12 protein-coding genes are annotated in these 11,449 nt (G+C 45.9%); 11 read left to right on the top strand and 1 reads right to left on the bottom strand.

Going from position 1 to position 11,449, the window contains the following annotated elements:
* Nucleotides 1-148: 148 nt before the first annotated feature.
* From ACO0LB_RS06000 to ACO0LB_RS05965, 8 genes are all read left to right on the top strand, one after another.
* Nucleotides 149-1,636, top strand: a complete 1,488-nt coding sequence (locus tag ACO0LB_RS06000) for a flagellin (protein WP_423047478.1) — start codon at nucleotides 149-151, stop codon at nucleotides 1,634-1,636.
* A gap of 74 nt (nucleotides 1,637-1,710) precedes the next feature.
* Entirely contained in the window at nucleotides 1,711-2,103 is a 393-nt protein-coding gene (locus ACO0LB_RS05995; protein ID WP_423047678.1) for a flagellar protein FlaG, read from the top strand.
* A gap of 102 nt (nucleotides 2,104-2,205) precedes the next feature.
* Nucleotides 2,206-4,221, top strand: a complete 2,016-nt coding sequence (gene fliD, locus ACO0LB_RS05990; protein ID WP_423047477.1) for a flagellar filament capping protein FliD — start codon at nucleotides 2,206-2,208, stop codon at nucleotides 4,219-4,221.
* A gap of 30 nt (nucleotides 4,222-4,251) precedes the next feature.
* On the top strand, nucleotides 4,252-4,722 hold the full coding sequence (gene fliS, locus ACO0LB_RS05985) for a flagellar export chaperone FliS (RefSeq protein ID WP_423047475.1): 471 nt from the start codon (nucleotides 4,252-4,254) through the stop codon (nucleotides 4,720-4,722).
* A 3-nt stretch (nucleotides 4,723-4,725) separates the two neighbouring features.
* Nucleotides 4,726-5,064 (top strand): flagellar protein FliT, encoded by a 339-nt coding sequence (locus ACO0LB_RS05980; protein ID WP_423047473.1) that lies wholly within the window; start codon nucleotides 4,726-4,728, stop codon nucleotides 5,062-5,064.
* Between the two features lie 4 nt (nucleotides 5,065-5,068).
* On the top strand, nucleotides 5,069-6,397 hold the full coding sequence (locus ACO0LB_RS05975; protein WP_423047471.1) for a flagellar hook-length control protein FliK: 1,329 nt from the start codon (nucleotides 5,069-5,071) through the stop codon (nucleotides 6,395-6,397).
* Entirely contained in the window at nucleotides 6,384-6,683 is a 300-nt protein-coding gene (locus tag ACO0LB_RS05970) for an EscU/YscU/HrcU family type III secretion system export apparatus switch protein (RefSeq protein WP_423047469.1), read from the top strand. Before ACO0LB_RS05975 ends, ACO0LB_RS05970 begins: the two co-directional genes overlap by 14 nt.
* A 45-nt stretch (nucleotides 6,684-6,728) precedes the next feature.
* A complete protein-coding gene (locus ACO0LB_RS05965; protein ID WP_423047467.1) occupies nucleotides 6,729-7,487 on the top strand; it encodes a flagellar brake protein in 759 nt (252 codons plus the stop codon).
* Between the two features lie 25 nt (nucleotides 7,488-7,512).
* Here ACO0LB_RS05965 and fliE read toward each other — a convergent pair whose 3' ends face one another.
* Nucleotides 7,513-7,860, bottom strand: a complete 348-nt coding sequence (fliE, locus tag ACO0LB_RS05960; protein WP_423047465.1) for a flagellar hook-basal body complex protein FliE — start codon at nucleotides 7,858-7,860, stop codon at nucleotides 7,513-7,515.
* 208 nt (nucleotides 7,861-8,068) lie between these two features.
* On the opposite strand from fliE, the gene fliF reads away from it, so the two are divergent.
* Genes fliF through ACO0LB_RS05945 form a run of 3 tightly spaced genes read left to right on the top strand, consistent with a single transcriptional unit; the run spans nucleotide 8,069 to nucleotide 11,448 of the window.
* The gene (gene fliF, locus ACO0LB_RS05955; protein ID WP_423047463.1) at nucleotides 8,069-9,781 is read left to right on the top strand and encodes a flagellar basal-body MS-ring/collar protein FliF; all 1,713 of its coding nucleotides are present in this window, start codon (nucleotides 8,069-8,071) and stop codon (nucleotides 9,779-9,781) included.
* On the top strand, nucleotides 9,774-10,769 hold the full coding sequence (fliG, locus tag ACO0LB_RS05950) for a flagellar motor switch protein FliG (RefSeq protein WP_423047462.1): 996 nt from the start codon (nucleotides 9,774-9,776) through the stop codon (nucleotides 10,767-10,769). Before fliF ends, fliG begins: the two co-directional genes overlap by 8 nt.
* On the top strand, nucleotides 10,762-11,448 hold the full coding sequence (locus ACO0LB_RS05945) for a flagellar assembly protein FliH (protein ID WP_423047460.1): 687 nt from the start codon (nucleotides 10,762-10,764) through the stop codon (nucleotides 11,446-11,448). The genes fliG and ACO0LB_RS05945 overlap by 8 nt, the downstream gene beginning before the upstream one ends.
* Nucleotide 11,449 lies beyond the last annotated feature (1 nt).

The raw sequence follows: 11,449 nt of genomic DNA, 5'->3' as shown, positions 1-11,449 counted from the left end.
AAAAAAATAATATTTATTTACAGAAACTAGCTAAAAGTTTTTGAAACGCGTCCGTAACCCTTTACAACGGCGGTGCAACAGTCAACAAGACAGACCAAAGTTTGAGGTTTTAACGCCGAATTTAATAACTTAGGTAAGGAGAATCAAAATGGCTTCATATATCAATACCAATATTGCGTCAATGAATGCTCAACGCAATTTGACAACATCTCAGTCTTCGCTTGCTACCTCCATGCAACGTTTGTCTTCTGGTCTGCGTATCAATAGCGCAAAAGATGACTCCGCTGGCTTGGCAATTTCTCAACGTATGACGTCTCAGCTGAATGGTCAAAACCAAGCTGCACGTAATGCGAATGACGGTATCTCTCTGGCTCAGACAGCTGAGGGCGATTTGCAACAAATCGGCTCCAACTTGCAACGTATCCGTGACCTCGCAGTTCAGGCAGCCAACGGCTCCAATAGCGCATCTGACCGCGCATCACTGAACAACGAAGCAAGCCAACTGATTTCTGAGATCAACCGTGTTGCCAGCTCTTCCAACTTTAACGGCGTGAATCTGCTGGATGGTAGCTTCTCGTCACAAAATTTCCAAGTTGGTGCAAATAACACATCAAACGATCAAATTACGATTTCTTCGATCTCCAGCGCTAAAGCAAGTTCGCTGGGTGTAGGCTCCTCTTCTAGCTACTCAACAACAGCAGCTGGTGCAGGTGCAGTTACAACAACCGCATTGGCTTCAGGTGACCTGTCAATTAATGGCTACCAAGTAGGCGCATCATCCTCTGACGGCGTATCGTTCTCGAATGCAACTGGTAGTGGTATTGCAAAAGCTGCTGCAATCAACGCCATCAGCGGTTCTACAGGTGTTACTGCGAGTGTAGGCTCAACTTCTGTTGCTGGTACAGCATCTACTAGCGCAACAGCGATCGCTTCTGGTGATATCACCATTAACGGTGTCAATCTGGGTGCTTTGTCTGCATCTACTTCTGGCGCACAACGTGGTGCTCAGGTAGCAGCTGCTGTTAATGCAATCAGCTCTCAAACAGGCGTAACAGCATCTTTCAATACATCGACAGGTGCAGTTGCCCTGGCCGCAGCAGATGGCCGCAACATTACAGTTACAGCAAGCACAAATGCTGCTGCTGCTGCTGCCAACACAGGTATTACTGTTTCTGCAACTGGTGCAACAGATGTGGCAACATCCACACTGAGCCTGTCTTCTACAAGCTCAGCAGGTATCACATTGGCAAACGGTACAGGTACTGGTCTGACAGCAACCAATCTGACTGGTGGATTTACTTCTGCATCCGTTACTGTTGGTGCCGGTGTTTCCTCACTGAACCTGACAACAGCGGCGGGGGCAAGCGCAGCGCTGGCAACCATTGACTCGGCGATTGCCACCGTCAATAGTTCACGTGCATCACTGGGTGCGTACCAAAATCGTTTCAGCTCCGCTGTGAACAGTTTGCAAACTTCACAAGAAAATCTGGCATCTGCACGTAGCCGTATTCAAGATGCTGACTTCGCGTCAGAAACAGCAAACATGACACGTTCACAAGTGTTGCAACAAGCTGGTACAGCAATTTTGGCACAAGCTAACTCTGCACCTAACGGCGTACTCGCACTGTTACGTTAATCAGTGGCAGTACTCCATTGATGTAGATAATTCCCCTGGTCAGCAATGATCAGGGGAATCTAACTTTGAAGGAAATGGTCATGGACATCCCATCGATTGGCAGCACGCCTCAATCGGGGCAATTGATCAGCGACAAAAGCGCAACTATCAGTACCAATGTTGGTCAGAGCAATATTGCCCCCACCGTTAGCACAGCCGTTGCTAATACAACATCTTCTGATAAAACAAATAATAAAAAAATTGACGCAAGCCAAATAGAAAAGGCCGTCGCCGATATCAACAAAGCGATGCAATCGCATTCACAAGATTTACGCTTTAGTGTCGATACTGACAGTAAGCGTGTTGTCGTTAAAATCATTGATCAGCAAACTAATCAGGTTTTGCGGCAAATTCCAACAGAAGAAGCGCTTGAAATATCTAAATCTTTAGATAAATTGAAAGGTGTTCTGATTAAACAAGAAGTGTAATCAGCAACAATATTTTAAAAATAGCAGGGAAAACCCCTTCTGTCGTCTCAATTGGATAAGAACCATATTTGATATAGTAGGGGCTATCAAAGGAGAATTATTGTGGCCATACAATCCACCGGTATTGGTTCTGGGCTTGATGTCAGCGGCATTGTCAGCAAGCTTATGTCTATCGAGAGCCAGCCGTTGTTATCTATTCAGAAAAAACAAACGAGCTATCAGGCAGATCTGACTGCACTCGGCGCTCTGAGTGGATCTGTAAGCTCATTTCAGTCTTCTTTAGTCGCACTCAGCAGCAGCTCAACATTCAAAACATTAGCAGCAACTGCCAGCGACAGCACCATTGCGTCTGTTACTGCGAGTAGCACCGCTAGCGCTGGCAGCTACAATGTCAATGTGACGCAACTGGCACAGTCGCAAACAATTTCCAGTGCTGGTCAACTGAATACAACCTCTGCAATCGGCAGCGGAACAAGTACAACACTGAGTTTTCAGTTCGGCACCATTTCTGGAGGAACACTGGCAAGTGGCGCTTATACCGGTGCAACATTCACGCAAGACGCAACTCAATCGACGGGAACTGTCACCATTGACAGCACCAATAACTCATTGCAAGGCATCAGAGATGCCATCAACAATGCAAAAATTGGCATCAATGCATCTATTGTTGGCGATGGCAGCGCAACACCTTATCATTTAGTCTTAAATTCAAGCGCCACAGGTGCAAACTCAAGTATCAAAATTGACGTTGCCGGAGATGCAGCACTACAAAGCCTCTTGTCAAATGATCCTGCTGGAACGCAGAATTTCAAAGAAGTAACGACTGGCCAGAATGCCAATATGACGATTAATGGCATCGCCATTACCAGCCCCAGCAATAAAGTCGGGACTGCGATTCAAGGCGTCACTGTAACCGCTCAAAAAATAGGCACGACTTCTGTCAGTGTCACAACGAATACCGCATCAGTACAAAACAGCATCAATTCCTTTGTCTCGGCATATAACAGTCTGAACAGCACTATTTCTCAGCTAACCTCTTATAACCCAACAACCAAAGTAGCTGGAGCATTACTGGGCGACCCGACTACACAAGCCATACAGAATCAGGTTCGCAACACCTTATCAACTGCAGTCAATGGTTTAGGTGGCGGACTTACCAGCCTGGCGCAAATTGGCGTCACGTTTCAGAAAGATGGCTCACTCGCTGTTGACTCCAGCAAACTTCAGACTGCGCTGTCTAATAATTTCAGTGATGTCGGAGGTCTATTTGCCGCGATAGGCAAAACAACCGATAGCTTAACGAGTTTGTCCGGCTCAACATCAGCAACTCAACCCGGCAACTATGCACTCAATGTCACCCAGATTGCGACCCAAGGAGTGTTGACTGGCGATGTTAATCTGAATACATCATCGACAACCATTGCCGCGGGCACAAAAATTGATGTCAAAATTGATGGGCTGACAGGCACAGTTAATCTGGCAGCGGGCAACTATACTGCCTCGCAGTTATCGGCGATGATACAGTCATCTATTAATGGCACATCCAGTTTCTCCAATCTTGGAGTATCAGTAACAGCATCCATAGATACCAACGGTTTTTTAAAAATCACCTCCGGAAGCTATGGCAGCGCATCAACCGTCAGCCTGACAAATAATACTGGCACAACCGTTTCTTCGTTAACTGGAAGCGTTACTTCTGGCACAACAGGTAAAAATGTTAGTGGTACTTTAAATGGCGTGGTGGCAACAGGGTTGGGACAAATCCTGACCGGAGCAACGGGCTCCCCTTCTGAAGGGTTGCAAGTGGTTGTGAATGGTGGGGCAACAGGCGCGCGGGGAACGGTCAATTTCTCTCAAGGCTACGCTTATAAACTAAACAATCTTGCGAGTAGCTTTTTAGGAACGACAGGCCTGATCAGCAGTGCCACCAAAGGAATTAATAGCACTTTAACTACTCTGCAAAAACAGACCACCGATCTGAACGCCCGATTGGCGCTGACGCAAGCCCGTCTGCAAGCACAATATTCATCGCTCGATACGATCATTTCCAATTTGAATGCAACACAAAGTTTCCTGACTTCACAAATCGGTGTTTTGAACGGTTCGACAAATAAGTAGTAACGACAAAGTAACAATAAAGGACAAGCTATGTTTGGCTCATCAAAACCATATGGAGCAAATGCGTACTCAAAGATCAGTGAAGAGACTGGCGTGATTGCGGCAAGCCCACACAAACTTATCGTGATGCTGTTTGATGGTGCAATCGTTGCAGTGGGCAATGCACTACAGCAGATGCAAAAACGCGAAATAGCAGCAAAAGGCCGCTCTATCTCACACGCTATATCCATCATTGATAATGGATTACGGGCAAGTCTGGATAAACGAGTCGGTGGCGAAATCGCATTGAATCTGGATGCTCTCTACGAGTATATGAGCAGACAACTCCTTCTTGGCAATTTGAACAATGAAGAAGCTAAATTGCTCGAAGTCCAAAACTTATTACGAGATCTGAAAAATACCTGGGAAGCCATTGCTCCAGAAACACCCATTTCCCAGCAACAAGCTGCATATCAGCCAGACCCCCTGCAACCACGCTCAACCCACGTTTTTGAGGCTTGACTCATGATGGATAGTTTAGAAATTATCGATTTATATGAAAATATCGCTGTCATTACTGATCAAATGCTGAATGCTGCACGCGGTCGGGATTGGGAGTTATTAACGAAATTGGAAACTGACTGCACTTCCAAAGTACAAAGAATTCGTGATAGTGAAACGAACAGCTTACTGACGCCGGAACTCAAAGAAAGAAAAATCCGCGTAATTAAAAAAATTCTGGCAGATGACAAAGAAATACGCGACATCACGGAACCCTGGATGCTTGAATTATCTAATTTAATGAAAAATTCCAGTACCACACGCAAGTTATCTAGCACTTACGGGGCCGGAAGCACGGCTTGATCATATGCCTTACCGGCTGGATATACTCACCAGGCCGCCTGTCACAATTGAGGCGCCAAACGCTGCCGCAACGATAGCTGAGACCAAGCAAGAAATTATTCCCAAGCTTGCTCAGCTTGCGGTGGGTCAGCGACTACAAGGTGAAATACTGTCACACCTGCAAGATGGCACATATACCGTCAGAGTGGCAGACATTGTTACCAGAATGCGCTTACCCGAAGGTAGCAAAGTCGGGGAATCGCTACCATTCAGACTCGTATCCAGCTCTCCCCGTCCAACTTTTCTGCTGGATCAGGCAAACATTCCACATGATCTGCCTCCCGGTGCAGCATCGGACACCGTAGATGTAACATCACCACAAAAGCGTGCAATTGCCGCTGACATACTGACACAACATGAAGATTTGCCTACGACCTACGATAACGTCGGCAAAGGACCACCAAAGCCAGCAATCTATGTTGAAGAACAGGCGATAGAAGAAAAAGTTTTGCCTGACAGTGTTCAACAGGGATTGACTCGACCTGGCTCAGAAAAAATTACTGGTACCAATACTGGTGCGACAAACCAGATTCAAACTAATGCAGCAAAAGATATAGCTGGGACAAAAACAGATGTCGGCTCACATATCAACGACGCCCCAGCACAAAACAGCAGTGCTCCAACAGTCTTGAGCAATGCTGCAAAACTGATCACACAAGTATTGCATCAAGAGCCACAAAATATTCGTACTGACTTGATAGGTCAATCAGCAGTACTTAACAGCGCAGCAGACTTGAAAGATACTGGGCAAACTGCAAAAGCACTGGAAAATAAAATCAGTAGTAGTGGCCTCTTCTATGAGTCGCATCTTGCTGAGTGGACTCAAGGCTTGAGAAGTACCAACGATATATTAAAAGAGCCGCAAGCACAGACTCAGACGATAGTTAAAACGAATGAAGATAATGCAGCGCTTCTGAACGTCAATAAAAATCTGACTCAACTCATTCATCAACAATTAAGCGTGCTGGAGCAACAAAGCATTCATTGGCAGGGAGAATTATTTCCCGGACAAAAAATGGAATGGAATATCAGTAAAGATAAATCCCACAACAAGATGATTCCTGAAGAGACCAACGATTCCTGGCAAAGCGTTGTCCATTTTGAATTACCACATTTAGGAAGCATTTCTGCAACACTGCAATTACAAGGCAATCAAATTGCCATGCGTTTAAGAGCAGATCAGACAGATACTGTGAGTGCCTTGAAGCTGCACGTACCAGAACTCGCTTCTGCGCTGGAATTGAGCGGCAGCACGCTGCAGATCCTGACCGTGAATCAACATGACGAAGGCTAATCCCCCAGCAAAAAGTGCGGTTGCACTCGCATATCAAACAGGTAACAGCGCACCACGTGTAGTTGCTAAAGGCAAAGGACTCATCGCAGAAGAGATTATCAAGCGTGCCAAGGAACACGGCATTCATGTGCACCAATCGACAGAGCTTGTATCTTTGCTCATGAAGGTAGATCTTGATCACGATATTCCGCCAGCACTCTATCGCGCTGTTGCAGAACTGCTCGCTTGGCTATACCATATCGACACCGAAAAGTCGGGGACACTTTCGGAGGTGTCTGGGCAATGAAAGGCGTGACAGCCCTTCCAAATTTTTGAATGTGATTATAATAAAATGCAATCTTCCCCTCCATTAGGGACCGAAAATCAAAGCCCCTACCAAGTTGACTCGCGCAGAGAAATCATTTCATTATTGAGAGGGTTGAGAGACAGCAACCAGTTAATCAGCATGTTGATTAACAACGGCTCAGAAGTCTTTATTACCTCCATACTTGAAGTCGACGACACCAATAATATCGTCATCATTGATAGTGCCTCCAGTCAGTTGGCAAATCAAAGGGTTGTTGAAGCACCAAGAGTGTCTTTTGAAGGCTTACTTGATAAGATAGGGATTCAATTCTCGTCCAGTGGCGTGCAACGCTGTGTGTTTGAAGCCAGACCCGCATTGCAATTTTCCATTCCAACTAGTCTGATCCGCCTGCAAAGACGTGAGTACTATCGAATCAACACACCACTATCTACACCCTTGTTGGCGTTAATACCAGTTCAAGTTGGAGAGCGTATAGAAACCGCAAAACTGACACTGGTGGATATCAGTTGTGGCGGCATCGCTGTGCTGGATGAAAAAAAATTACTGGATAACACAACAGGACTGACTTACGAACACTGTAAATTAGATCTGCCCACCATCGGCATGGTAGATGTTGTACTGCAAGTGCGTAATTCACAAGATTTAATTTTACTGAATGGCAAAACAAACCGTCGGGTTGGGTGTCAATTCATCAATATGTCCAACACTGTCCTGGCAAGTATTCAACGCTACATTATGAAGCTGGAACGTGAGCGAAATGCCAAACTGACTGGCATTCGCTGATATCAACACAGTATTCCACTAGACACTAAATCTGCATATTCATGATGTCATGGTATGCCGATACCAGCTTATTTCTGACCTGTACCGTCGTCTGGAACGAGATATTGGCTTTTTGCATAGAAATCATGACGTCTGACAAACTGACTTTGTCATCACCCATCGCAAATCGCTGTCCTAATTTATCAGAGGCCTGATGTACCTGATTGACCTGATCCAGCGAGGCTTTCAACGCATCAGCAAAATCAACTCTGGCTGGTGCTGAAGCGTCCTGACTCTTGCTGACGCCAGCTCCCGCCTCCATCCTCGCTGCGGTTGCTTTCAGCTGAGCCACCATTGCATCAATACTGGATCTGTCGATCCCTCCTATTGCCATTTTATTCTCCCGCAAAAACTTAACATAGTCCGGTATCAACATTACCACCCGCAATAAAAGTTCTAACGAAGATTAGATACAGTAAACAGTTGCTTTTCCTGAGATTGGATTTACCATTTAGAGACATAATCGGTATCAAGGAAAAAACCACTACGCACTATGAAAACGCTGCATACAATGACGACAACGATCCAACATAAGGTGACTTATGGCAACCGCTGAAAATGTCGCGATACCGCCACTGGAAGAAACACCAGTTCCCAAATTATTCGGACTCCCACAAACACCAGCAATGCGAAACGTATTGCTCTCTGTTGGTGCTGCAATCACATTGGCATTGATGGTTGGCGTATGGCTATGGAGCCAGCAACCAGAATACAAAGTTTTGTTTTCCAATTTCAATGATCGCGATGGCGGCGCCATCGTCGCCTCATTGCAACAGATGAATGTTCCTTACAAGTACTCTGAAGGCGGAAATGCCATTCTGGTTCCATCCAATCAAGTACACGACGCACGCTTAAAACTGGCATCCCAAGGTCTACCCAAAGGCGGCAATGTTGGGTTTGAATTAATGGAAAACCAGAAACTAGGTATCTCCCAATTTCTCGAACAAGTGAACTTTCAGCGTGCGCTAGAAGGCGAATTGGCAAAATCGATACAAGCAGTATCTGCAGTACAAACCGCACGCGTGCATCTTGCCATGCCAAAAGCATCGGTGTTTATTCGCGAACAGCAAAAACCAACTGCGTCAGTTTTATTGAATTTATATCCTAACCGCATTCTGGATCAGCAACAGGTCAGTGCCATCCTGCATCTGGTGGCTAGCAGCGTCCCTGAATTAACAACGAAAAATGTGACGGTAGTAGATCAAAATGGGAATCTGCTATCAGAGATGTCTAAACAGGGAATGAATAACAATCTCGATCCATCCCAACTGAAGTACGTACAGGAATTTCAACAAAATATCGTCAAACGCATAGAGTCGATCATCTCTCCTATCGTTGGCCCTAACAATGTGCGAGCCGAGGCTACTGCCGATATTGATTTTTCCCGTAGTGAACAAGCGGCCGAAAGTTATCGCCCCAATTCCCCACCAGAAGCATCAACGATTCGTAGTCAGCAATCCAGCGAAACATATAATAAAAACAACAATCCATCCGGCATTCCGGGAGCATTAAGCAACCAGCCACCGGTTCCAGCTACCGCGCCTATCGTCGCAAGCGGAGCTGCACAATCAACATCAGCGTCCAACGCTGGCTTGATGCAAAAAGACTCCACGGTTAATTATGAAGTGGATAAAACGATTCGTTATACGCAACAACCAATGGGTGGCGTCAAGCGTATCACGGTCGCCGTCGTGGTCAATTACAAAAATGAAACCGATAAATCCGGAAAAATTGTACCAAGGCCGTTGACCGATATTGAGAAAACGCAAATTACCGATCTAGCACGGGAAGCGATGGGCTTTAATAAAGATCGTGGAGATACGCTGAATGTCGTCAACAGTCCCTTTGCCGGCCCTGAAAAAGAACCTATAGTGGATATACCATTGTGGAAACAACCGGAAAATCTGCTGCTGGCAAAAGAGTTGGGCAAGTATCTGCTGGTTGGCATCGCCTTGGCGTACCTGTTCTTTGGTTATCTCAAACCCATGCTCTATAAAATCATGGGCAAGAAAACCAAGGCAGAGTTAAAAGCAGAAGCGGCTGCCGCAGCTGAAGCGGAAGCAGCAGCGAAATTGCAGGCGGAAGAAGAGGAAGAAGATGAAGATTCCGTCGTGGAACTATCAGGTGAAGCTGAAGCGCATGCAGAAAAGCAATTATCAAGCTATGAAATCAATCTGGAATTAGCGAGAGAGCTGGCTAAACAAGATCCTAAAATCGTGGCAAATGTAATCAAAACATGGGTGAGCAATGAGTGACGACGGCGTAATGAAGGCAGCCACATTTATGTTGGCTCTGGGTGAAGATGGCGCTGCCGAGGTCATGAAATATCTGGGCCCTCGGGAGGTGCAGAAAATTGGTGCTGCGATGGCAACAATCGGTGCTATTCCACACGAAAATATTGCCAAAGTACTGGAGGAATTCAAGGCTGCCGCTAACGTCAGTTCTTCAGTCGGCCTTGATTCAGACGAATATATTCGCAATGTACTGACAAAAGCACTCGGTGATGACAAAGCAGCATCCCTGCTCAACCGCATTTTAGGCGGTAAAGACGCGAGTGGTATCGAAAGTCTGAAATGGATGGACTCGCCATCGGTAGCAGAATTGATTAAAAATGAGCATCCGCAAATTATCGCGACAATTCTGGTTCACCTCGAAAGCGATCAGGCTTGTGAAATTTTAAATAATTTCTCTGAACGTCTGCGCAACGATGTCGTATTGCGAATTGCCACTCTGGATGGTATTCAACCTACAGCGTTGCGCGAACTGAATGACGTGCTGACCAAGTTATTGACCGGAAATGAAAGCCTGAAGAAAAAATCCATTGGCGGCGTAAGGGCTGCAGCGGAAATTCTCAACTTCATGAGCGGAGAAAACGAAGCCTCTGTCATGGATAATTTACGCAAGTACGATGGTGATATGGCCGAAAAAATCATGGACGAGATGTTCGTCTTTGACAATATCATGGAGATTGATGACAAAGGCATACAGTTACTGCTGCGCGAAGTGCAGTCTGATTCATTAATCATTGCTCTGAAAGGAGCGAATCAGGATATGCGTGAAAAAATCTTTAAAAACATGTCACAACGTGCGGCAGAAATGATGCGTGAGGATCTGGAATCCAAAGGCCCAGTGCGTCTGTCTGAGGTCGAGGCGCAACAAAAACAAATCTTGTTGATTGTCAGACGCTTGGCTGATGAAGGTCAGATTATGTTGGGAGCAAAAGGCGAGGATGCCTATGTCTAGCATTATCTCCAAGGGTGAGTTATCCGCTTTTCAACGTTGGGAAATGACCTCCTTCGGCGATACAAGACACACATCGCATGTAGAAGAAGCGCCCCCACCGCCACCAGCCCCCCTTCCCACCTTTAGTGAAGCTGAAATCGATGCAATTCGTGAACACGCGAGGCAAGAGGGGTATTCCGCAGGCTATCAGGAAGCCTATGAACGAGGGCTGAGAGAAGGTCAGGAAGCCGGTTATGCGTCTACAGAAGAACATGCTCAAAAAGAATTGAATGCGCTGGAACAACTGACATTAAATTTTGCTCACGAGATGCAGTCTGCAGGTAAAGAAATGGGCGAAAGTCTGCTGAGCCTGGCAATAGAATTAGCCGAAGCGATGTTGAAGGTAAAATTCGAACTTGACCATGATGCCATTATTCCCATTGTGCAGGATGCCATTGAGCAGCTGCCACTCGCTCAACAACAGGCTCAAATACTGATGCATCCAGATGATGCGTTGATTGTCAAAGATAAAATCGGCACCAGTTTAAGCAATGCTGGCTGGCGGATTGTGAATGACCCGCAACAGGAACGCGGTGGATGCAAGATTGAAACCTCACACAATCTGCTTGATTCCAGTTACGAAACGCGCTGGAGTCATTTAACTGAGTTATTGAAAAAGAATTTGTCAAAGTCGGATTAAT

Origin of the sequence: Undibacterium sp. SXout7W (genome assembly GCF_049339385.1) — a bacterium.
Lineage (GTDB): Bacteria > Pseudomonadota > Gammaproteobacteria > Burkholderiales > Burkholderiaceae_D > Undibacterium.
The sequence above is the reverse complement of the archived record's forward strand: the minus strand, read 5'-3'. Positions and strand labels throughout refer to the sequence as shown.

Bases quoted from the DNA above. Each gene is read 5' to 3' on its own strand.
- fliS (WP_423047475.1), top strand. From the start codon at position 4,252: ATGTTTGGCTCATCAAAACCATATGGAGCAAATGCGTACTCAAAGATC.
- fliE (WP_423047465.1), bottom strand. From the start codon at position 7,860: ATGGCAATAGGAGGGATCGACAGATCCAGTATTGATGCAATGGTGGCT.
- ACO0LB_RS05970 (WP_423047469.1), top strand. From the start codon at position 6,384: ATGACGAAGGCTAATCCCCCAGCAAAAAGTGCGGTTGCACTCGCATAT.
- ACO0LB_RS05995 (WP_423047678.1), top strand. From the start codon at position 1,711: ATGGTCATGGACATCCCATCGATTGGCAGCACGCCTCAATCGGGGCAA.
- ACO0LB_RS06000 (WP_423047478.1), top strand. From the start codon at position 149: ATGGCTTCATATATCAATACCAATATTGCGTCAATGAATGCTCAACGC.
- ACO0LB_RS05945 (WP_423047460.1), top strand. From the start codon at position 10,762: ATGTCTAGCATTATCTCCAAGGGTGAGTTATCCGCTTTTCAACGTTGG.
- fliG (WP_423047462.1), top strand. From the start codon at position 9,774: ATGAGTGACGACGGCGTAATGAAGGCAGCCACATTTATGTTGGCTCTG.
- ACO0LB_RS05980 (WP_423047473.1), top strand. From the start codon at position 4,726: ATGATGGATAGTTTAGAAATTATCGATTTATATGAAAATATCGCTGTC.
- ACO0LB_RS05965 (WP_423047467.1), top strand. From the start codon at position 6,729: ATGCAATCTTCCCCTCCATTAGGGACCGAAAATCAAAGCCCCTACCAA.
- ACO0LB_RS05975 (WP_423047471.1), top strand. From the start codon at position 5,069: ATGCCTTACCGGCTGGATATACTCACCAGGCCGCCTGTCACAATTGAG.
- fliF (WP_423047463.1), top strand. From the start codon at position 8,069: ATGGCAACCGCTGAAAATGTCGCGATACCGCCACTGGAAGAAACACCA.